The sequence below is a fragment of the Chloracidobacterium sp. genome, from assembly GCA_016716305.1.
In the GTDB taxonomy this organism is placed as follows: domain Bacteria; phylum Acidobacteriota; class Blastocatellia; order Pyrinomonadales; family Pyrinomonadaceae; genus OLB17.
This window is the reverse complement of the sequence record JADJWP010000002.1, coordinates 1539171-1561518: the sequence shown is the minus strand read 5'-3', so window position 1 is coordinate 1561518 and position 22348 is coordinate 1539171. Positions and strand designations below refer to the sequence as shown.

The window sequence follows — 22348 nt, the reverse complement described above, 5'->3', positions numbered from 1 at the left end:
AGCGTGCAAAAGATCAAATAGTAAAAGATGCGGCAATGCAGAAAGACGGTTCGCACGTGCTCTCGACGCCGCTGCGTCTTGATGCCGACGAGCGTTTCACAGGACGCGGCGTGACCATCGCATTTCTCGATTCGGGGTTTTACCCTCACGTCGATCTGACGACGCCGAAGAACCGCATCCTCGGTTATCGCAATCTGCTGCATGGCGACGGCGATCTTAATTCGCTTTTTCAGCCGGACGTCGCAAGCTGGCATGGGATGATGACCTCGGTCGTCGCGGCCGGAAACGGATCGCTCTCGAACGGATTTTATCGCGGCCTTGCTCCGGAAGCTGATGTCGTCCTTGTAAAGCTCGCCCGGACCGGCCGGATCACCGACGACAATATTCGCGAAGGGCTCGAATGGGTGCTCGCCAACAAGGAAAGATTCTCGATCAGGGTCGTCAACATATCTGCAGGCGGCGACGATGAGCAAAGCTATCTGAACGACCCTCTGTCACAGGCGGTCGAGCAATGCACCGCAGCCGGGATCACTGTAGTTTGCGCCGTCGGTAACGCCGGGCATTTGCCCGATCATCCTGTCGTGCCGCCGGCAAGTGCTCCGTCGTGTATCGCCGTCGGCGGACTAGATGACAAGAATTCGATGAACCGCGCAAAACGCGGGATGTACCGCTCGTCTTACGGGCCGACCATCGACGGCCTTCAGAAACCCGAGGTGATCGCACCGTCGATCTGGGTCCCGGCCCCGATCCTTCCGAATACACCGACGGCGCAGCAGGCGTCGCTGCTTGAAAAACTGGACAAGAGTTCGGACGACGAACTGCACACGATCATCCGCGACAATCCGCTGATCGACGCCGAACTCGACGCAGCTCTCGACCGCGAGGTTCACAGCATCCGGCAGATCATCACGCTCAAACTCCGCCGCGAGAACGTGATCACGAAACACTACAAGTACGTCGACGGCACGTCATTTTCGGCCCCGATCGTCTCGTCGATCGTGGCACAGATGATCGAGGCCAATCCCACGCTGACCCCGCAAAAGATCAAAAAAATACTGATATCGTCAGCCGAAAGGCTCCCGCATTACGAGGTCGATCGTCAGGGCTGGGGCGTCGTCGATCCGCGCCGTGCGGTCGACCTGGCCCTTCGCTCGACGTGAACTAACGGTCGCGGCCATTCGGCCGGTTGACCGGTGCGGTGGTCGGCCGAGGTGTCGGCGAGCTCCCCGGCCGGATTATCGTCGGCTGGAGGACAGGCGTCGGCTGGCGCGTCGGCGAAGGTGTCGGTGTCGAATCGGCGTCGGGCGAGTCCGTCGGCGACGGCCGCGGAGTCACGCTAGCCGAGGGTGACGGTGATGGCGTCTGGGTCGGAGTCGGCGTCCGGCTGTTGGCGTTGACGTTCGTATTCGTGTTGATGCCCGACGTGCTGTTCGTATTGAAGTTCGCGTTGAGGTTGAAATTGAAATTTGAATCGATACCGAGATTCGTATTCAAGTTGGTGTTCTGATTAAAGAGATTCGCATTGACGTTCGTATTGCTTACCGGCTCGCTTTGCAGAAGCCAAAACCCCGCGGCTCCCAGACCGAGCAGCGACAAAGTTCCAAAGATAGTAAGGATGACGACCTTGAGCGTATTCGGCCTTGGCGGCGCCTGGTAAGGCGGTATCGGATACGTTCTCGGAGGGTCAAGCAGTTCCTGGGTCATCGGAACGACGATCCTCGGTGCGGCCTGCGGCTGTCCCGGGTCAGAAAAATCATCGTCGTCGAGGATCGGAACCGGCGGAGGCGTCGGCACCGGCGGATTTTTGCGGATTATCGTCACTTCGCCCGGATCGTCGTCTGCGGCGGCGGCGTCGAGGCTTTCGCTCGGCATCCCGATGAAACTCGGCTCTTTTTCGTCGACGAGCGGTGTGCCGTCCTTCATACAAAAACGCAGGATCTCTTCGTCGTAACGTGTCTCGCAGGTAGGGCAGAATTTCATAAGCTCGTCGTTCGGGCGCTTCGGTTTCTGAAATCGATCTGGGCTGAATTCTAACACGATATCAACTTCACAAAGTAGTCGTGCAGAGGAATCAGAAGGAGATCAGATGGGCAAAAATGCGAAAGGCCGCACGGCGGCGGCCAAACGCACTTGGGGGAACATCAGTTCTTATTCCGACGGCGGTTCGTCGCTTTCTTCCGGGGCCTCGTCGTCATCTGCGTCATCGCTGTCGTCGACGATCGCACCATGGGCAACAAGCAGATCCTCGACCTCTTCGTTCGTCGTCTGATCCCACGCCGTTTCGCCTTCATCGTTCTTCGCGTTGACCTCGGCACCGGCATTGAGCAGGAGCCGGACCTTTTCCAGGTCGTCCCCGTATGCCGCATGCATCAGCGCCGTCCATCCTTTCTTGTCGGCTGCATTGACGTCGGCACCGGCATTGATCAGCAGCCTCACGATCTCGGCCGAGGCGTACTTTGCGGCCTTCATCAAGGCGGTCGAACCTTCCTTATCGACCGCATTCACTTTTGCTCCGGCATTCAACAGATACTCGGCAAGCTCAGGCGGCGAATCGTCGTCAAGCCTCATCAAGGGCGTCTGCTTTTCGTCGTTTCGCGCATTGACCCTTGCACCTTGCTCGACGAGCATTCTGACGATCTCAAAATTTCCGCGCTCGACCGCCGCAAACATCGGCGTTGTGCCGTCCTCTTCGCGCTCGTTCACGTTCGCTCCGTTCGCGATCAGATCGCGGACCGTTTCGGGTTCGTCGTCCTGGATCGCCGACGAGAGCAGGCTTCGGTATTCGGTGACCGAGATCGCGACGACGCCCGTCGTTATATATAGCTCTCTGGCCTCGGCCCGCACCGTTTGGTCTGTGTTTGCGTTCTCATTGACAGCGACGCGCTCGATGACGATTCGTTTGAACCCGGGCGCAGTGGCAGTGATCGTGTAACTGCCGGCGTCGATGCCGTTGAAGCTGAACTGGCCCGACGCATCGGTCGCAACGGTTCTTGATGTGCCGGTCGCGTCGTTCTTTACATAGATCTGTCCGCCGGGAATGACCGCACCAACCGGATCGACCATTGTTCCTGACAATGAGCCACGTCCCTGAACCGCTGTTTTCTGATCATCGGCCGGCCTCAACGCCGCCGTTTCCTGGTTTTCCGGCGTTCGCGTTAATCGGCCGTCACCCTGCGCATACGTCAGCGATGCAAGGCTGATCGATGCGCCCATCACGCCTGCGGCGATCGTCGGCGCCCGGCGCGATATCTGGATCAGCCGCTCGGCGAAAAGCGGTTCTTTCGTCTTGGGATGCTCGACGTACCGAACGCAGAGCTTTCCGCCCGAACTGCGTACCAGCCGTAATGCATCTTTTCGCCGCATTGACGAAAGGTCCGTAACGCTCTTTTCGCAATGGGTGCAAAATCTTACCTGGTCATTTCCGGCCATCTCGTCCCATGCTTTCGTGCACGGGTTCGCGACCGCTATCGATTCGATCATTCGTCTTTTAGACATACGGGTATCCTCACAAAACGCTGAAAATTTACTGCCAAAGCGTTTGTCAACTAGTTAGACAAATTGCTGAGTGGTTTGTTCCGGAAATGACTTGATCGCGATCGTCTTGACTGTTTAGTGATTTGAGGTTTTCGATTGGTTGCTTTCGTGGGAGATTAAATTTTCTTCATCCGTTCCCGGTAAATGTGTCGTTGATGTAGCTGTGGTAACGCGGATCGTTTCGCAGCGAGTCGCGTATCGCATCGATCAGCGTCGTTACGTCGCCGCCGGACGTCATATCACCGACGATCAATGCCCCGAGCCTGATCAACGAGCCAAGCTCGATCCGGCTCATCGGGTAACCCGAATTGCGAAGATAGTAGGCCTGCGCGATATAACCGGCCGCTTCATTATCGACCCACGGAATGGTCGTCCGGGAAAGATCAAAAAAAGCATGAACCGATTCGTGAACGACCAGGGCGTTGAAATCGCGCGACCATCTCGGGTTTGAACCGAGATAGAAGGTGTTCGATGCGTAGTTGTTCTCGGGGTCGCTCCAGGCGGCATAGACCATTCGATTCTCAGTGAACCGGCCTTCGACGACCGAGAGATCGCCGTTCGCGAGCGCGGTCGCGACGCGGCGAAATGCCGCGCCGTCCAGAGAGACCTGTGTGCCGCCGCTGCCGGTGAAGCTGAAACTGATCCGCGAGGTCTCGCCGCTTCGCAGTATCTCGATCATCTGTTCTTTTGCGCCCATTCGAACCTCCGCTGCTGGTTTTCACCACGTTGACGTCATCGGCCGCCTCAATTTGCGGCGAGATCATGGGCATTATTTATCACGAGATCGTCCACCTGCAAAGCCGCCATGTCCGATCTGACGTGCAGATCCGTTTCTGACGTGCTGCGTCAGCTGTCACGGCGCGAGCCAGCCGACAAATGAAAGCCATGCTTGCGACTCCATCACCACCGGCCTCAGCGGCACCGCGATCAACAAAAGCGAAACACCCGATGCGAATACCCGATTGAGCTTGCCGGTCTTCCATGTATGCCAGGCGAGTGCGGCAACGGCAAAGATCGCGGGCGTTCCAAAAGCCCAGACCAAAGCATTTTCCGGAGCGACCACCGGTATCCGGAACAAGGCCGCGGGAACGAACGCGATCGCCGTCAGGAACATCAGGCTTTTGTGCTCGGTCGGCCGCTTTCGATAATAGATCGCACCCGAGAAAAATATTGCAAAAAGCAACATATCCGATGCGGGCAAAACGAAGAAACCATGCGGATCGACTCCAGGCGGTGCCGCGCCGCGGACAAGCTGCGCATCGTAGGCGGTCGCCATCCCGACCACGATCACGACGATCGCGAGCGCGACGCCGAACATTCCCATCGTCATATGAAGTTTGACGTTCCGCGTTCGGATCAATGCGGTCTGGGCAACAAAATAAAGCACCCATACTGACATCACGATGCCGTGGGCGTGGACCAGTTTGTTGGCGACCGCCGGCACGTCGAAAAATGCGCTGAAATAATACGACTTGAAATAACCGATCAAAACGATCAGCGGAAATGCGATCGCCGTTGCCGAAAACAGCTTTCGCTCGGCAATGCGCGGACTTAAGATTGCGGTATTTACGGCCATACGAACCTCCTTCGCTGTTTCACGCGAAGCACCGGAAGATTTCGTATCAGCGGAAAGGTCAGTTGAGGTATTCGCTTGGTGTCGCGGCCGCGGCCAGCTGTGGGCCATCGACCGTCGGAGACTCGTCCTCGAGGTCCCAGATCTCAAAAAGTGCGGGAGGACATTCGCTGACGAAACGCGAAGGTTTCTGCAGCACGGTCTGCCGGTTGTAATCGGTCATCAAGAGCGGATAAGTGATGTAAAGCTCGTCCTTGGCACGCGTCAGGGCGACATACCAAAGGCGGCGTTCTTCCTCCTCGGCGTCGATCTCGCGGAGCGATCGTGGGCTTGGGAATTTGCCTTCGGCGGCCCAGATGATGAAGACCGCTTTCCATTCCAGGCCCTTCGCCTGGTGGACCGACGTGAGCGTCAGCAGCTCGTCGTCCTCGCCGCCTTCGATCACCTCTTCGCCAACTAACGGCTGCGGCTCTTTGAATCGTTCGGTCGCGAGCAGGGCAAGCTCCGAAAGCAAGCCTTCGGTCGTTTCGTACCTCTGTGCGAACTGTGCCAGGCCGCGGATGTCCTCGCTGCGGGCTTCGGCATTCTCGAAGTTCTCAAGCAGAAACTGCTCGTATCCGTTCTCGAAGATGTGGGTTATCTGCCGCGCCGGCCGGTCGCGAAACTCATCGGAGACCAGCGTCTCGAGAAGCACGATCAGATCCTCAAGCCCCTTTCGGGCACCTTTCGAGACCTGGACGGCTTGTTTGATCGCCGCGACGGCACCGGTAATGCCCGAGACCGATCCGCGAACAAGGCCGTACGTTTCGGCGTCTCCGGCTCGGAGCTTCACCGCGTCGGACAGCGCGATAGCCTCGAAGACCCGGTTCGCCGTTACATTCCCAACGCCGGGCAAGAGTTTCAGGATCCGCTTCCACGCAAGCTCGTCGCGGGGATTTACTATCACGCGAAGATATGAGATGACGTCCTTGATATGGGCCTGTTCAAAGAACCTTACGCCCGACTGCACACGGTAAGGAATGTTTCGCCGCGAAAGCTCAAGCTGCAGCTCGATCGAATGATAGTGCGAACGGTACATTACGGCGATGTCCTCGAGGCTCGTGCCCTCGTCGCGAAGTTCGAGTATCCGCGAGGCGATAAAAGCCGATTGCTGTTCGACGTCAGAGCAGGGAACAAGCGCCGGCCTGATATCGCGCGAGCGCTTCACCGCTTTCAGCATCTTGGGAAACTGACGCCTGTTATTTGCGATCGAGACGTTGGCCAAGCCGAGGATCTCCGGTGTTGAGCGGTAATTGGTCTCGAGCTTGAACAACTGAGCCTCGGGATATCGCTTTGGAAATTCGTATATGTTGGTGAACTCGGCCCCACGCCAGGCAAATATCGATTGAGCGTCATCCCCGACGACCATCACATTCCGGTGCTTTACCGCAAGCAGGTCGATTACCTCGGCCTGCAGTCGATTTGTGTCCTGATACTCGTCAACGAGAATGTGCTGAAACTGCTCGGCGTAAAGCTCGGCGATCTCTTTCTTTTCGACAAGCAGTTGTTTCAGCTTTAGCAGCAGGTCGTCATAGTCCATCACGTTGCGCTCGACCTTCCGCGATTGATATATCGCATCGACGCGCTTGATCTGCGGAGCAAGCATTTCGAAATACGGATATTTACCGGCGATCACGTTCTCGAGCGGAAGATCAGTATTGTTGGCGTAGCTGATGATGTCTTGTACGACCTCGGCCTTCGGAAAGCGTTTCGCTTTGGTGTCGATGGCCGCCTCGTCGATGCAGACGTTCACGAAATCGCGCGCGTCCTCGCTGTCGAGAATGGAATAATTCTGGTCGTACCCGAGCGATGTCGCGTGGCGGCGGAGTATCAGGTTTGCTATGCGGTGGAAAGTTCCGCCCCAAACCCGATGAACATTTTGCGAACCCGTTAGCGACTCTACCCGGCGGAGCATCTCGCGCGACGCACGGTTGGTGAATGTTGCCAGCAAGATCCGCTGCGGTGATACACCCTGTTCTATCAGGTAAGCGACGCGATACGTTATCGCCCGCGTCTTGCCGGTTCCCGCACCAGCCACCACCAGGGTCGCTTTGGGCTGCGCGGTGACCACCGCGAACTGTTCTTCATTAAGCTCGCTCTTGTATCGTGTCAGCCGCTCGGGCAGCGAACTCTGGTCGCGTTTTATCACATATCGGGCCATGCGTGTTTCATTTATAACACGCCATGCCGTGAGTTGGAAGTCGAATTGGCCTGCCTCGACCGTCTCAACAACCGCGAAAGCAAGCCCGAGCCATGCGGTCAATTTAGTTTTTATCTCATTTGCAATCGCGATCTTAGTTTCTATAATCTGGAATCAATGGCCGGCCGAATCCGACGATCGTTGACCTTGATCCTCGTAACGCTTTCACTCCTTGTGTCGGCGGTTTCGGCGTGCGCGTGTTCGCACCACCAGCCTGACGAACCGGCAAAGGCCTCGTCGTCGTGTCACGCATCGTCGCACGGCGAAGTTCACAAAGCACCGCCGATCGAAGGTGTCCGGTCGAATGCGATCGACACCGATTGCGAATGCTTCGTCCGCAATCCGGTTCCGGTCATCGCCGCAAAATCGGACACCAAGAAGGCAAAGGCCGACTCAAGCGATGATCTAACGGCCGAAGCTCCCGACGACGGTATCTCGTTCGAATCTGCGTCGGTCATCACTCAACCGCCTCCTTCGCAGATCGGCTCGAAATACCTTTCACCCCAACGGCATTCCGGCCCGGCCAGGGCACCTCCGCGCCTGTAAACCGCCAATAGCTTTTTCATTCAAGCGAATTTTCGCGTTCAAAAGCCATTCGGCATCACTGCCGATCGAGCGTTTACTGTTTTGCAAAGGAGGGACTTTGTGAAGATCGTTCTGTATTCATTATTCTTATTTGCACTTACCGCAACCGCAGCGGCGCAACACGACCACGGAAAACCGACGCCTACCCCGACCCCAACACCGGCCGCGCATCACGGACATACAGCGACACCGACGCCGACCCCGACACCGCACGATCACGGCGGCAAGGGCGGCGAGAAGAAAGCCGAACATGGCAGCCATCAGATGCGCTCGACCATTGATATCGGCGACCCGATGAATCGTGAAGGTTCCGGGACGTCGTGGCTGCCCGATTCGTCGCCGATGCACGCCTATTCAAAAATGTATCAGGATGGCGGAATGCTGATGCTTATGGGCACGGGATTTCTGCGTTATACGCAGGTCGGATCTGACCGCGACATTTCGGTCGCCGGAAAAGGAGGCCGATCGCGCGTCAGTGCACCGACGATGTTCATGGCGATGTATTCCAGGCCGCTAAGCGAACGCTCGCAGCTTGGGCTTCGGGTGATGGCAAGCCTCGATCCGGCGATCGAACGAGGCTGGGGCTACCCGCTGCTTTACCAATCGGGCGAGCTTTACCGCGGCGAGCCGATCCACGATCGCCAGCACCCGCACGATCTGATCTCGGAACTCGCGGCCTCATATTCATTCAAAGTGAATGACAAACAGTCGTTTTTTATCTACGGAGGCATCGTCGGTGAACCTGCGCTTGGGCCGCCGATGTTTCTCCATCGGCCGTCGGGCGCAAACAACCCCGATGCCCCGATCGGGCATCATTGGCAGGATGCATCGCATATCACCTGGGGCGTGATAACCGGCGGCTATAATTTTGGCAAGTTCAAGATCGAAGGCAGTGTGTTCAACGGAACCGAGCCTGACGAGAACCGCTGGGCGTTCGATACGCTGCGGCTCAATTCGTTCAGCGGCCGTTTTACTTTCAACCCGACAGAGGATTGGTCGTTCCAGATCTCGCATGGCTATCTGAAAAGACCCGAGCGGGCCGAACCCGAACTCGACCATCTCCGGCGGACCACAGCGTCCGCTATTTACAACAAAGCGATCAGCGAGGATCGAAACTGGGCAAGTACTTTCATCTGGGGCCAGAATTACAAGGAAGGACACGCGACCAATACGTTCCTTTTCGAGACCGATTACACATTTGGCAAGAACTCGCTATTCGGCCGGATCGAAAGAGCGCAGAAAGACGGACATGAGCTTGTCATACCGCACGAGGACCCGCTCCACGAAGGGACTTTCTGGCTGGGAACCTATTCGGCCGGTTATGTTCGCGACCTCGTGAAAGGCAAGGGTGTCGATGTCGGGCTTGGCGGAATGCTTACATTCAATTCCAATCCGTCGGCTCTAACACCGTATTACGGCGGCACGCAGCATACCGGCTGGCAGCTGTTCCTGCGGTTTCGCCCATCGAAAATGAAGCACTAGCGGCCCTTTCGGACGGGCTTGCTCAGCCGGGCAAGCTCGTTCTTTGCATCCTCATAACTGGGATCTACTTTCAACGCCTGCCGCATATCGGCAGCCGCCTGAAACGGTTTTTTCTGGTCGCGGTAGACTATACCTCGCAGATAATAAAGCTCTGCGATCGCCGCGTTCAGGTTGCCGCGTTTTTGATAGGCCTTTCCGCGATCGTTGAAAGCTCCCCAGGCGATCGGCCTCAACCGGATGGCCTGCGTACAATCAGCGATCGCCGCGTCGTAATCTCCCTTGTCGAGCGAAGTATTCGCCCGTTTGAAATAATCTTCGGCGGTCACGGGCTGCTGGCCGGCGGCTGAAAAGACAAGCACGAGCACAACAAGCGGCAATATTATCCCTTTCATAATGTCGCCGAAATTCTACACGCATTTGCCGATCTCAGCATTGGCAAATGAGTCCGATCAATTCACGGCAAAGCTGACATTCACGACCGCGGTCATATCTTTGTCGATGGTCGTTGTGTCGTACATCCCGTAGTCCGAAACATCGGTCGAATCGGCCGCCGTTATCTGAAGCACGCCCATTTTCGCGGACCGGACCGAGCCGATCGAGTTTCCGGTCGACTGGGCTATCCGCTCGGCGCGTTCCTTTGCGTCCTTCGCCGCTTCGCCAAGCATTTCGATCTTTAGGTCGCCGATCTTCGTGTAGTAATACTTCGGAGCGCTCGATTCGATCAGGATGCCCTGATTGATAAGTTCGGTGGCTTCGCGGGCGATCTGGGCGATCTTCGCCACGTCGGTCGAGCGGACCTCGATCTGCTGCGTCAGGTTATAGCCGGTTATTTCGCCGGTCTCGTTTCCTTCGGAGTCGCGCTTCTTGATGGTCGACGACGCGATCGACGAGACGGTCATCTGGTCTTCGGGTATTCCCTTTGAAAGCAAATACTGCTCTATCCGCGGGATATTGTCTGACAATTGCCGATAGGCCTCGGTGAGCTGCGCCGACTGCGACGAGACCCCGGCGCTCCAGACGACGAGATCCGAGGTTATTCGCCTCTTCGCCGAGCCTGTGACGGTTATCGCTTCGTCACCCCGTTTCGCCGTCGAATAGAACCATCCGAAAATGACCGATGCGATCACGATCCCGATCGCCAGTGCCGTACCGGAATTGAACCATTGAAACGTACGCCCGTTATCCATATTCATCCTCTCAAGTAACCTGCTGATCTTCAGAGTGATAATACTCCTAATTCGCAAAAACCAAAGCCGTTTTTTCATATTGAGCAGCCGGTCGCGTAAAAAAAGTGTGGTTTGCAAAACTGGGTGGGTAAAGTTACGATTGCTCAATCGACAGGATTTGATCAAAGGAAACAAAAACGATGAAGTTACCAGGTGGATTTGACCTTAATTCGATGATGCAGCAGGCCCAGCAAATGCAGGAAAAGATGGGCCGCGAGATGAAAGAGACGGTGGTCGATGCAACGGCCGGCGGCGGTGCCGTGACGGTCAAGATGCGAGGCGATTTTGAAGTGATCGAGGTAAAGATCTCGCCCGAGCTGGTCAAAGACGGCGATGTCGAGATGATCCAGGATCTGACCGTCGCGGCTTTGAATGAAGCTCACCGCAAGGTCGAAGAGTCGCTCAAAGGCAAGCTTGGCGGGATGCTTCCGCCCGGGCTGATCTGAATGCGGAACGCGGAACTCCGCAGTGAATCAGATGCTTGATTATTCAGAACCGGTCGCCCGGCTTATCGACGAATTCAAACGCCTGCCGGGCATCGGCCATAAATCGGCGCAGCGGCTGGCGTTCTATATACTTCGCAGGCCGCAGCACGAGGTCGATAATTTTGTCGCGGCTCTTCGCGAGGTCAAAGAAAAGATAGTCTTTTGCTCGGTCTGCAACAATCTGACCGATGTAGATCCGTGTCTCTACTGCTCTAATCCAAAACGCGACCGTTCGATCATCTGCATTGTCGAAGAACCCTACAACCTTGTTGCGGTTGAAAAGACGCGCTCGTTTCGCGGGCTTTATCACATTCTCCACGGTTCGCTGTCGCCGATCCGCGGCGTCGGGCCCGATGAACTGATGATCGCAAATCTGTTTCCTCGGTTGATGCCCGAAAAGAATGAGGGAGTAGAGGTAAAAGAGGTCATTGTCGCGACAAATCCGACGACCGAAGGGGAAGCGACCGCGAATTACATCGCCCGTTTGTTAAGACCGCTTGGTGTCAGGACCACACGAATAGCAATGGGAATGCCGGTCGGTTCTGACCTTGAATACGTCGATGAAGTGACGATGGACAAGGCCTTGACCAACCGGCATGAGATCTGACCCGGTTTCCGGCATCAATACCGGACCTTTTCTTCTTCAGCGTCCGAAGCGCTTCGCGACTTTTTCCACTCGTCTTCTGTTTCGTAGAAATTGACGTCAAATGTCAAAAGACTCTTGACCTCGATCCCTTCAAATTCCGTCGGCCCATCCTCAAACCTCGCGATCGCACCGATCCCGATCACCTCTGAACCGACGCTCTTGACGATGTCAACCGTCTCCTGGATCGCTCGGCCCGACCGCACGATGTCGTCGACGATGATCGACGGATAAACGTCGCCTTCGCCGATGTACTGACGAAATTGCCTTTTGCCGTCTTCCATCTCAGCCCAGTAGATCTGGTCGGCACCGAGTGCCTCACGCACGCCGAACGCCACCATGATGCCGCCCGGGCTCGGGCTTATCACCGAGACCTTTGGAAGCCGGCTTGAGATCGCCTTTTCCATCCTGAACATACGGCTCAATCCGACCGATAGTATCCGGGCGTTATCGTAGTAACGAAACGCCAGCGGCATCTGAAAGTAGTGCGAAGCGTGTTTTCCGTTCGGATAAATAAAATGACCGCGGCGATAGGCGCCGGTGGTCCTTAGAATTTCCATTACCGATTCTGAAGAGGGAATCAAATCAACCATTATTGTCTCCTGCAGGTTTAAGCTAGATCGCCTGATGTTGTGAAACTACCATTCTAGACATCAGGTCAGACATAATCAATTAACCGCACCGAAAACCTCTTTGATGATCGTCTTTTGGGCGGTGCTCATTTCGTCGGGCAATCGACCGGGCGAAAACCAGCCAAGCTCGAATATCTCGCGGCTCATCACGCTCGGTTCGCCCGCGGCGACAGCCGTAAAGAGTACTTCGATATGCTTGTTGACGGTCCTCACGCGGAGCAGCGATAGATCGGCGAGTCTTATCCCGGTCTCTTCCATTACTTCGCGTCGTATCGTTTCTTCGGGCTGCTCGCCTTTATCGACAAAACCGCCCGGCAGGCCCCAACCCGAAAGCGGACGCAGGACGTGGTTCAGCAGCAGTACCTCACCCGAATCGTTGCGGATCAATGCCGCCGCCGAAACAGTGAACTTCCGCTGCGTCGTCCGAACGATCTGTAGCCTGATCGCCGGCGGCAGCATGCGCCAGATCTTTCGGATAGATCTCTTCAAATTCTTATCCTCAGGACTGTCTTTGCCCCTGAAAAACGGCTCAAATTTCCTGGAAGTTTAACAGCGTTATAACTTTATTAACAGTAACGAGCCTGATTTCTTTTTTCAGGTGTCCTTGCCTTCATCCCGTTCAGAAATAAATTAAGGAAAGTATACACGAATGGCCCGACGAAGTTTTTTAGCCGTCTGTGCGTCCGTTGTCCTGACGTTCTTGACAACGACCCTTTCGATAAGCGCCCAAACAAGTGTCGTCCGCAATGATATCGAACGCTCGTTCAGCAAGTTCGAGCTTGTAAGGATCGAGTTGCCGCCGACGTCCGCCGGCCATGGTACGCGCCGAGAGATCGGCATTCAGGCGGCTGGACGGGATCTTCGGCTGTCGATCGAGGCCAACGATCTGCGGGCTCCGCATTTCAGAGCCGAGGACGAAGGGCCGAACGGTACCGTCGATCTCGGACGCTCGCCGGTTACGACCTTCAAAGGCGTCGTCGATGGCGAACAAGGCTCGCAGGTCAGGCTGAGCATCGAGGGTTCTCGGATCGAGGGATTTTTCTCGACCGGCGGAGAACGATATTTCATCGAGCCGGCAAAGAAATACTCAGATCATGCGCGGGACGATGAATCGGTGATCTACCGGGCGGAAGACTCAAAGGTAACTGATTCGTTCTGGTGTCATTCAGACATTCCGACCCGCATCCGATATGGCAAGGGCATTGTCGCGGATCAGGACGCCGCCCTGGTTCAGACCGTCAGGCGGATCGATCTGGCGACCGAGGCCGACAGCCAATACGTTTCGCAGTTTGGCGGGGCCGTACAGGCCAATAACGAGATCCTCAGCATTCTGAACATGGTCGAAGGGACCTTTTCCGCCGAGCTTAGCCTGACGATCCGCGTTGTTTTTCAACATACCTGGTCGGTGACCGACCCGTTCGGAGGAGCCAACACGAACGAGATCTTGACCAATTTCAGGAACTACTGGAACTCGACCTACCCGACGACATTAAACCCGCGGAGCGCCGCCCACCTTTTCACCGCAAAATCGAACGCCCTTTCGCAGGGTTTCGCCTATCTTTCGGTGATCTGCAACAATCCGCTCGCGGCTTACGGCCTAAGCGGATATATCAGCTGGGCGCCCGGCAAATACCTGATCACCGCGCACGAATTGGGCCACAACCTCGGGGCAAATCATGCCGACGCCGGTCAAAGCTGTTCGAACACGCTGATGAATACGCAGCTTAGCGGTTCGACGCCGATGACCTTTTGTTCATATTCGCGGACGGAGATCAGTAATTTTCTGGTCGGGAGCGGCTACTGCCTTGCACCGGTACTCGATCCGGAATTCGATTTCGACGGCGACCGCAAGGCAGATATCAGCGTTTTTCGGCCCTCGAACGGCGCCTGGTATTTGAATCAGAGTCAAGAAGGTTTCCGAGCATTCTCGTTCGGGACCAATGGCGACAAGCCGGCTGCGGGCGATTATGACGGCGACGGCAAGGCCGATGCGGCGATCTATCGCAACGGCGTCTGGTGGCGGCTGCTGAGTATGACGAGTACGGTGGACGTGATCGGCTTCGGGCTGGCCGACGACATTCCGGTTCCCGCGGATTTCGACGGCGACGGCCGGACCGACGTCGCGGTCTTCAGGCCTTCGAACGGCGTCTGGTACAGGCTTGCGAGCAGCGACGGTTCATTCTCGGCGATCGCCTTCGGCCTCAGCGGCGATATTCCCGTCGCAGGCGATTACAGCGGCGATCTAAAAGCCGATGTGAATGTCTTTCGACCGTCAAATGGTGTCTGGTACAGGCTTAACAGCGGCAACGGTAATTTTGTCGCGATCCCATTTGGCATCCAGGGCGACATACCTGTCGGGGGCGATTTTGATGGCGACGGCCGATTTGACCGGGCGGTCTTTCGCCCGTCGAACGGCGTTTGGTACGTTACTCAGAGTTCGAATGCCGCATTCTATGCCGTCGCATTCGGCCTTTCGGGCGACATCCCGGCTCCGGCGGATTTCGACGGTGACGGTAAGTCTGACATTACTGTCTTTCGTCCGGCGGACGGCGTCTGGTATCGGCTCAACAGTTCGAACGGCGCTTTCAGCGCGATACAATTCGGGCTCAGCGGCGACCGCCCGGTCCCCTCAGATCAGAACTGAACTATTCGCTTTGACGAGCGAGTACGACGACATCGCGCGTTTTTTCTATCCGCGCGAGCACGATCTGCTTGCCGTCTCGCGACCATTCGAACCACGCGGCCTCACCCTTGCCGAGGCCGGTCATCGTCCGTGAAGCGGTACCGTCGGTCGCAAGCATTATCAGGCCGATCTCCTCATCTTCACCGACCACCTGGCTGATATATCGCCCGTTCGGGTGCCAACGCATTCGTCGCTCGACCACGTATTTCGGAAAGCTGATCTTGCCCACGATCGAGCCGTCAACGACCGATACAATGCCGATACGCCAAAGCCCGTCAAGATCGGTATCCATAAAGTAAAAGGCGACGTGTGAACCGTCGGGTGAAACGGCCGGCCTGACCGCAAAACCCGGCCCGATACCGGTTACCGATCCATCGCTGAACGCGAGACGTTTCATCGCGACAACGCGATTTACAAGGCCTTCCTGAAACACGATCGAAGCGCCATCCGGCGTAAAACTCGGATAGACATCTTCCGGGCCGTCCGTGAGTGTGCGCATCCCGCCGCCGTCCGCATTTACCCGCTTCAGCCTGTTCTTCCCGTCGTCGTTCGAACTGAACACGATCGATCCGTCGGCCGGCGATACTGACATTCCAAAGGTCGCATTCGCATTGACGGTCAATTGCGTCGGTTCAGAACCGTCATCATTTATCCGCCAGATCTCGCGTCGGTCGTTTGCGGTCGAAGTGAAAATTATGGAGCCGTCGAGAGCATAGGCGACACTTTCGATGATCCCCGACTCTTTGTGAACATCGCGGGTCCTGGCGATCTTTCCGTCAGCGTCGAGGTCGATCGTCGAAATATAAGAGACCGGGTTCTGCTTTACCGAAAGTACGCTTCCGTTCGAGGTCGAGACCCAGGAATAGCTGCTGAGGTCGTTGGTCATCTTGGTCGCAGTCCCCGACCTTATGTTGACCGACCAGACCTGAGCGCTGGCCGACAAATAGGAAAAGCCGGCGACAACAAGGTTCTCATTGTCGAGCCACGCCAGATGATCTGCGTTGTCCCAGGTTTCGTTCGTGACCGCCTTTTCGCTGCCGTCACGCGGATCGATCAGAACGATCCTGGTCTGCCGGCCGTTCCTGATCTCTTCGATCGCGCAGGCGATCGACCTGCCGTCAGGTGCCCATGCGACCGGATTTGCGCTGAAATTCGGGAACGATCGTTCTCCGTCGATCCCAACCGCTAGAATGCGCTTTCCCGAGCCGTCCGTGTTCGATATCAGGAGATGCGTTTGCTTTTGCGACGAACGCGATTCGGTAAATGCCAGTTGTTTGCCGTCTGGCGAGACCGAAACGGCCGCTCCGGTCGAGATTCCGGCGATCGTCTCTATCGGGCCGCCGAGCAATGGCATCCGCCAGACCTGCGGATCGGCGAGATCTGGTGAAAACGTTGTCGCGTAGATCTGATCGCTGTCCGGCGAAAACGCAAGCCCAACATACCTGACCGGCCGGGTCGGAACGATCTGCTGCCTGCTGCCCGAAGCTACCTGCTGCAGCCAAAGGCTTTCGCCCGCGTCCTCGGTCTGCGCAATTACAGCGTACTTGCCGTCAGGCGTGATCGCCGCGGCGGTAACGACGCCGTTTGTGGTCAATCTTGAGAACTCGATCGAACCATTGGTCTTTTCGACCACGCGGTTCCAATAAGTGAACGCGATCGCCGTCAAACCGGCGATGATCAAAAGCGATATGAGCGCGGCGTACCGGAAACCCGTGCGGGATACTGGCGCGGGTTCGTTCGTCGGGCCTGCATCTTCGGTACGCGCGACCCCAGAGGCATCAACAAACAACTCTTCATCTATTACGACCCTTGAAATACTGTGCTGCTCGATGACGAGTTCTTCGTCGTCGGGATGCTGACGGACGTCGGCGACAAAACAATAGCCCTTGCCCGGAACGGTCGTAATGAACTTTTCGCCGCCCTGCCTTTCGCCGAACGCCTTTCGCAATGCCGACACCTGGACCGAAAGGTTGTTCTCCTCAACGAATTGATCGGGCCATACGTTCGAAAGGATCTCGTCCTTGCTCAGCAGTCTTCCGTGGTTCTCCGCAAAAAACAGAAGCAGGTCGAATGTCTTTGAGTTCAGCGGCAGCGTTTCGCCATTACGAAGAAGTCGTCTCTTTGCCCGATCGATCTCGTACGGGCCGAAACTTAAATTGCCTGCTTTGAGCTCTTCCATCCCGATTAGGAACTTTTAAGAAGATTTAGCCATGAAATTAAGGACGCGGCGGCGGATACCGGTGAAGACTAGGTGCGTTCCGAAATGCCAGCACGCACGGGCTGAAACCTTCAAATTCGTTGTCGAGGATAGCAGATAACCGCGGCACCGACAACAAAATTCCGGGAGAACAGATGCACGGATCAATCAAGCGGCGGACCGAGATCTCGATCGAAACACACAGCGTCACGGTCATCCGAACCAGCCGCAACAGCGGCGGCCTTGTCCATTGTTCGACGTGCGGACGCGGCGTTCGCCAAATGACCCGGCATCAGGCCGCGGTGGTTTTCGGCGTCAACTCGGAAACTGTCGACCGCCTTGCTGCCGATTCGGCCGTGCACCAAACGGACGAAAGCCAGCTATGCGGCATGTCGCTCATTGAGCATTTTGGCGGCGATGTGAGATTTGTGAACGAAGCGGCCGAGTGATCGCTGTGCGCAGAACGCTCGTCAGTAATGCGATCGAGCACGATCTCCGAATGTATCAGTTGTTGCGCTGAGAACGTGACGCCGCGGATCTATCAGAGGAAGTAACCATGAATAAGAAAATTGCAATTATCATCTCGATCGCGACCCTTGCGGCCCTGACCGCATTCGCCTTACAGGTCTCGACCGTATCTGCAGAGGATCCTCGTCGAGCTGGGGCCAAAAGAACGACCGGCGGCGGTGCCGATAAGACCCGGATCGCATATACATGCAATGGGCTAAATACTGAACGACGTATATGCGTCATGAACCGGGATGGATCGAACGTCACAGAACTGACGGACCCGATCATAGGTGCGACGTACTCGCCGCGGATCAGCAAAGATGGCCGCAAGATACTTTTCCTCAAAACGTATCCGCTGCAAAGAGGTGGTTACCGTCAGGGCCTTGGGATCGTAAACAGCGACGGGACCGGGGCGAATCTGCTCTTCGACATTTTGCAGCCCGACCTCAGCGGTTACTCGGTGGCGAGCGCCGGGTTCAGCCCGGATGGAAGCAAGATCGCTTTCGTAACCTATCCTGAGAACGATCTGCCGCCCGGCGAGCCGCTGCCTGATTTTTCCCTCAGCATACTCTGGATCATCAACACCGACGGGACCGGGCTGACACCTCTTTATACCGGTGGAAATATCGAATGGACGTTTCCGCTCCGTAACAACGGAATAGTCCAAACTCTCGGCGGAAACCCGCCACAGTACCTTTCGTTCAGCCCCGATGGCACAAAAGTGTTAATTGCATTCAGACGACCCCCCGATGACATCGGCAAAGGCATCTTTGCCGTTAACACTGACGGGAGCGGATTCGTTCCCCTTACCGACACTACCGATGAGTTCGACGAATTAGATCCGATATTCAGTCCCGATGGCAGCAAGATCGTATTTAGAAAGGTAGGCGGCAACGGGGAGTACATGCTCTGTGTGATGAATGCCGACGGATCGGATCAAAGAGTTCTGTCGAGCGCGGTTTGGGATCACCATGCGTCATTCAGTCCGGACAGTGCGAAGATCGTCTTCACCACCACACGGGTGTCAACTCAAGATCCAGACATCCATGTGATCGATGTCGACGGTACGAATGAGATCCGTTTGACAAATAATTCCGCGCATAACGGCTACGCCAGTTTTAGTCCCGATGGCACACAGATAGTCTTTTCGTCATCGTCGAGCGGCGGATTCCAGGGACTCGAAATATTTGTCGTTAACCCTGACGGCACCGGCCTGACAGCTTTGACGGACAATCCGGGCGATCCATCCGCTTATAACCCCACTTACGGAAATCCGGATGTGGACGGCGATGACGTTGACGATATCGATGACAATTGCCCGACGGTTCCCAACCCCGATCAGTCTGATAACGAAGGTGACGGAACCGGCGACGGATGCGACGCCGACGATGACAACGATGGCGTTGAAGACACCTTTGACAGCTGTCCGCTGGTCGCCGACGGCTATCAGATCGCGTTCGCGTCGAACCGCAGCGGGAATTACGAGATCTACACGATGAACGCAGATGGGACCGGAGTGACACGGTTGACGAACTTGACCGCGAGCGACGATGAGCCAAGCTTCCATCCGACCGGCAGCCGGATCCTGTTTACTTCTACCCGCAACAACAGCCGCAGAGAGATCTATGTAATGAATCCTGACGGCACCGGCGTGACACGCCTGACGAATGTCGCCGGCGGCAACGCCGAGGCCGTCTTTAACCCGCAAGGGACAAAGATCGCATTCACTTCGCGCCGCTTTGATAACAACGAGAACCTGTTCGTTATGGATGCCGACGGTACGAATACAGTTCAGCTGACGTTCTTTACCTCGACATCAACCTTCGCCAAGTTCCCGAGCTTTAACCATAATGGGACTCGGATCGCCTTTGAAAGCCAGCGTGGAACGATCGGTAACGCTCAGTGGGATATCTTCGCTATCAACCCTGATGGGACCGGCGAAGTTCGGCTGACCACTAGTGGAGGCCAGGATTCCGATCCGTCATACAGCAGTGACGGCAGCAAGATAGTCTTTGTCTCGAACCGTGACGGCAATCAAGAGATCTATATAATGAACTCCGACGGGACCGGCCAAACACGGCTCACCGATGATCCGGCGAACGACAATTACCCGTCGTTCAGCGCTGATGGCCAGAAGATCGTATTCTCATCTACCCGCGGGGCCGACCTTGAGCTATATGTGATGAACCTCGACGGCACGAATGTCACACAATTGACGAACGCCGCCGGGGTCAGCTATCAGGCGGTCTTCGGCCCGCAGCTCGACACTGACGGCGACGGCGTCGGCGACGCCTGCGACAACTGCAGCGTAGCAAATCCGGACCAAGCCGATACCGATCTCGACGGCATTGCCGATGCCTGTGACAATTGCTCTCAGGTCAGCAATCCGGATCAGGCGAATAATGACGGCGATGCTCTCGGCGACGCATGCGACCCCGACGACGACGACGATGGCGTACTCGATGTGGCGGACAATTGCCCGTTTGCATCAAACGCGGATCAGACCGATACCGACGGCGACCTTATCGGGAATGCCTGCGATCCGGATGACGACAATGACGGCGTGCCCGACTCATTTGACAACTGTTCGCTCGTCGTCAACCCCGATCAAAGCGATGCCGACTCCGACGGGATCGGCGACGCATGCGACGGCTCGTATGACGTTCAGACCGGGACCGGCAGCGACGTGAGGGTCGACGCACCGGGGGCATCGGTAACATTTTCGGACGTCACCGAAGAAGGGAGTACATCATTCGTGCCGATCACGTTGGCGCAGGACGAGATGCCGACCGGTTACACGCTTTGCCCGACGTGTCCGGCGTACGACATCACGACGACCGGAACCTATTCACCGCCCGTGACCGTCTGCCTCACCGTACCGGCCGAGATAGACGATCCGACTTTCCAGCTTCTGCGTCTCCTCCATGGCGAAGGCGGTGTTTTCGTCGATCGGACGACCGAACGGATCACCGATCCTGATGGTCGTTATGTTTGCGGTGTTGTCGATTCGTTGTCGCCATTCGGGCTGGCGGCTTTTGCTCCGACCGCCGCCGCCGTATCTGTAAGCGGCAGGGTCTCGACGGCCGACGGCCGCGGCATCAGGAACGCGACGGTTTCGTTGACATCACCCAACGGCATCGTACGTACGTTCGTCACGTCGTCATTCGGCCACTTCACCTTCGATGGAGTAACCGCCGGAGCGGTTTATATTATTGAAGTATCGGCGAAACGGCATGTATTTCCGGAATCTACACGGGTATTGATCGTCAACGAAGCGCTCTCCGACGTCGATTTTGTCGCCGAACCGTAGAGCGGCCCGACCAGATGGCCATTAACGAAGGATAGCGATCGCTCTCTGGATTTCGGTGTATAATCTCAAACGACGCGATCGAACGCGAGGGCCTTCCGCAGACGAATTCTGCGGTCGGGTGAGCCTGCTGCGTTGTTCGCTGACCACAGTTATGCCGAGATCAAGACGACCGTTCACCATCCTATCGTTATTCTTAGTTTTTGCTTTTGCATGTTTTTCTGCCGGTATTTCTTACGGCCAGATGGGCGCGATCGCCGCCGTCGATGAGCCGGAGCCCGCGGCCGGCGGCGGTTCGGCGGTTGCCGGTAAGGCCGGTGCCGGAACCGGTGCGTCCGCGGCCTCGAGATCGAACCGATCGGCCCAGACGCGTTCCAGATCATCGAGAACGACGTCAACAGCGTCCAAGACGTCATCGGCGGCAAAAACGCCAAAACCTCCGGGAAAGTACGACGGCTTTGTCGTCGGCGATAAATACACGTTCCTCAATTTCGAGGTCGTCTCGGCAGAAAAGCCTTACCATACGCGGGCTGCAAAAGCTTCAGGGGCAAAGGGCCTTGTTCAGGTCGAATTGCTGATCGATGTCGATGGCAGCGTGCTGACGGCGAAAGGGCGGACCGGCAATAAGGAGCTTTGGCCCGAAGCCGAGCGTGCGGCACTTGCATCCAAATTCAATCGTCCGACTTTCGGCGGAAAGCCGGCGAGGGCGATCGGGTTCCTGGTGTACCGTTTCGGCCCGGCGGAAGACTAGGCATCATCACGCTGCAGACATGACCGATCCGATCGACGTGCCGGAATCCGGAAAGATCTACGCCTGGAGCGATGTCTCGAGACTCCATCGTTCTCGCAACGGCATTTATCAAAAGAACGGGCGGCTCGTCTCGCTGCTGACCGATTTTGGCCGCATCAATCCCTGCTATCCAGATTTTCACGGCGATTCGCGCGACATCATCCACTATACCGGTTCGGGCAGACGCGGCGATCAGAAGCTGGACGCCGCAAACCGGGCGTTGATCGATGCGATAAATACCGGCCGCTCAGTCCCGCTTTTTAATAAACTCGGCGTCAATCGATGGGAATTTCTCGGCTTTTGGCACGTCACCGACAGCCGATATATCTACGACGAAGCACGCGGGCGGATGGTGTGGAAATTTACGCTCCGGCGATCGGCCGACGATCAATTGCCAGCCGGCGAGATTTAGGGCACAATACCTCGCGCATCCCCACAGACAAACCAAAAGGAGACACCAAG

Annotated in this window: 20 protein-coding genes and 5 pseudogenes; 15 read left to right on the top strand and 10 right to left on the bottom strand. The window is 56.5% G+C overall.

The genetic code is table 11. The annotated features are described in order from the left end of the window. The first annotated feature begins 35 nt into the window (after positions 1 to 35). Positions 36 to 1160, top strand: a complete 1125-nt coding sequence (locus IPM28_09010) for a S8 family serine peptidase (GenBank protein ID MBK9173131.1) — start codon at positions 36 to 38, stop codon at positions 1158 to 1160. A 1-nt stretch (position 1161) separates the two neighbouring features. Here IPM28_09010 and IPM28_09005 read toward each other — a convergent pair whose 3' ends face one another. From IPM28_09005 to IPM28_08985, 5 genes are all read right to left on the bottom strand, one after another. Further along, entirely contained in the window at positions 1162 to 1980 is an 819-nt protein-coding gene (locus IPM28_09005; protein ID MBK9173130.1) for a hypothetical protein, read from the bottom strand. 168 nt (positions 1981 to 2148) lie between these two features. Further along, positions 2149 to 3495, bottom strand: a complete 1347-nt coding sequence (locus IPM28_09000) for an ankyrin repeat domain-containing protein (protein ID MBK9173129.1) — start codon at positions 3493 to 3495, stop codon at positions 2149 to 2151. A 166-nt stretch (positions 3496 to 3661) separates the two neighbouring features. Further along, positions 3662 to 4231, bottom strand: coding sequence for a hypothetical protein (locus IPM28_08995; protein MBK9173128.1), 570 nt, complete (start codon positions 4229 to 4231; stop codon positions 3662 to 3664). 156 nt (positions 4232 to 4387) lie between these two features. After that, on the bottom strand, positions 4388 to 5110 hold the full coding sequence (locus IPM28_08990) for a hypothetical protein (protein ID MBK9173127.1): 723 nt from the start codon (positions 5108 to 5110) through the stop codon (positions 4388 to 4390). 58 nt (positions 5111 to 5168) lie between these two features. Then, positions 5169 to 7307: an ATP-dependent helicase gene (locus tag IPM28_08985; protein ID MBK9173126.1), complete on the bottom strand. Its 2139-nt coding sequence runs from the start codon at positions 7305 to 7307 to the stop codon at positions 5169 to 5171. A 156-nt stretch (positions 7308 to 7463) separates the two neighbouring features. Between IPM28_08985 and IPM28_08980 the strand changes: the two genes are divergently transcribed. Continuing rightward, positions 7464 to 7892, top strand: a complete 429-nt coding sequence (locus IPM28_08980) for a hypothetical protein (GenBank protein MBK9173125.1) — start codon at positions 7464 to 7466, stop codon at positions 7890 to 7892. Positions 7893 to 7991: 99 nt separating this feature from the next. Continuing rightward, the gene (locus IPM28_08975) at positions 7992 to 9413 is read left to right on the top strand and encodes a hypothetical protein (GenBank protein ID MBK9173124.1); all 1422 of its coding nucleotides are present in this window, start codon (positions 7992 to 7994) and stop codon (positions 9411 to 9413) included. On the opposite strand, the gene IPM28_08970 is transcribed toward IPM28_08975, so the two are convergent. Further along, the gene (locus tag IPM28_08970) at positions 9410 to 9805 is read right to left on the bottom strand and encodes a tetratricopeptide repeat protein (GenBank protein MBK9173123.1); all 396 of its coding nucleotides are present in this window, start codon (positions 9803 to 9805) and stop codon (positions 9410 to 9412) included. The genes IPM28_08975 and IPM28_08970 overlap by 4 nt on opposite strands. A gap of 57 nt (positions 9806 to 9862) precedes the next feature. Then, complete coding sequence (locus IPM28_08965; GenBank protein ID MBK9173122.1) at positions 9863 to 10600, bottom strand: SIMPL domain-containing protein; 738 nt, start codon at positions 10598 to 10600, stop codon at positions 9863 to 9865. A 179-nt stretch (positions 10601 to 10779) separates the two neighbouring features. Between IPM28_08965 and IPM28_08960 the strand changes: the two genes are divergently transcribed. Next, positions 10780 to 11085, top strand: coding sequence for a YbaB/EbfC family nucleoid-associated protein (locus IPM28_08960; GenBank protein ID MBK9173121.1), 306 nt, complete (start codon positions 10780 to 10782; stop codon positions 11083 to 11085). Positions 11086 to 11116: 31 nt separating this feature from the next. After that, positions 11117 to 11731, top strand: a complete 615-nt coding sequence (recR, locus tag IPM28_08955; protein MBK9173120.1) for a recombination protein RecR — start codon at positions 11117 to 11119, stop codon at positions 11729 to 11731. Between the two features lie 14 nt (positions 11732 to 11745). Here recR and IPM28_08950 read toward each other — a convergent pair whose 3' ends face one another. Together IPM28_08950 and IPM28_08945 are read right to left on the bottom strand one after the other, a co-directional pair. After that, the gene (locus tag IPM28_08950) at positions 11746 to 12360 is read right to left on the bottom strand and encodes a phosphoribosyltransferase (GenBank protein MBK9173119.1); all 615 of its coding nucleotides are present in this window, start codon (positions 12358 to 12360) and stop codon (positions 11746 to 11748) included. Between the two features lie 75 nt (positions 12361 to 12435). Beyond that, positions 12436 to 12888, bottom strand: coding sequence for an NUDIX domain-containing protein (locus IPM28_08945; GenBank protein MBK9173118.1), 453 nt, complete (start codon positions 12886 to 12888; stop codon positions 12436 to 12438). Between the two features lie 160 nt (positions 12889 to 13048). On the opposite strand from IPM28_08945, the gene IPM28_08940 reads away from it, so the two are divergent. After that, positions 13049 to 15043, top strand: coding sequence for a VCBS repeat-containing protein (locus tag IPM28_08940; GenBank protein ID MBK9173117.1), 1995 nt, complete (start codon positions 13049 to 13051; stop codon positions 15041 to 15043). A 1-nt stretch (position 15044) separates the two neighbouring features. Here the strand turns inward: IPM28_08940 and IPM28_08935 are convergent, their stop codons facing one another. Continuing rightward, on the bottom strand, positions 15045 to 17261 hold the full coding sequence (locus IPM28_08935; protein ID MBK9173116.1) for a winged helix-turn-helix domain-containing protein: 2217 nt from the start codon (positions 17259 to 17261) through the stop codon (positions 15045 to 15047). 173 nt (positions 17262 to 17434) lie between these two features. Between IPM28_08935 and IPM28_08930 the strand changes: the two genes are divergently transcribed. From IPM28_08930 to IPM28_08890, 9 genes and pseudogenes are all read left to right on the top strand, one after another. Beyond that, a complete protein-coding gene (locus tag IPM28_08930) occupies positions 17435 to 17728 on the top strand; it encodes a hypothetical protein (protein ID MBK9173115.1) in 294 nt (97 codons plus the stop codon). Between the two features lie 107 nt (positions 17729 to 17835). After that, positions 17836 to 18666, top strand: a pseudogene (locus IPM28_08925) (PD40 domain-containing protein). Positions 18667 to 18864: 198 nt separating this feature from the next. Further along, positions 18865 to 19230, top strand: a pseudogene (locus IPM28_08920) (thrombospondin type 3 repeat-containing protein). Continuing rightward, positions 19219 to 19284, top strand: a pseudogene (locus IPM28_08915) (PD40 domain-containing protein). The pseudogenes IPM28_08920 and IPM28_08915 overlap by 12 nt, the downstream one beginning before the upstream one ends. Next, positions 19285 to 19419 (top strand): annotated as a pseudogene (locus tag IPM28_08910) (PD40 domain-containing protein). Between the two features lie 552 nt (positions 19420 to 19971). Continuing rightward, positions 19972 to 20442: pseudogene (locus IPM28_08905) on the top strand (thrombospondin type 3 repeat-containing protein). Positions 20443 to 20571: 129 nt separating this feature from the next. Continuing rightward, positions 20572 to 21099, top strand: a complete 528-nt coding sequence (locus tag IPM28_08900) for a carboxypeptidase regulatory-like domain-containing protein (protein ID MBK9173114.1) — start codon at positions 20572 to 20574, stop codon at positions 21097 to 21099. Positions 21100 to 21250: 151 nt separating this feature from the next. Continuing rightward, positions 21251 to 21847 (top strand): hypothetical protein, encoded by a 597-nt coding sequence (locus tag IPM28_08895; GenBank protein ID MBK9173113.1) that lies wholly within the window; start codon positions 21251 to 21253, stop codon positions 21845 to 21847. Positions 21848 to 21866: 19 nt separating this feature from the next. Then, entirely contained in the window at positions 21867 to 22298 is a 432-nt protein-coding gene (locus IPM28_08890; GenBank protein ID MBK9173112.1) for a hypothetical protein, read from the top strand. Positions 22299 to 22348: the final 50 nt, after the last annotated feature.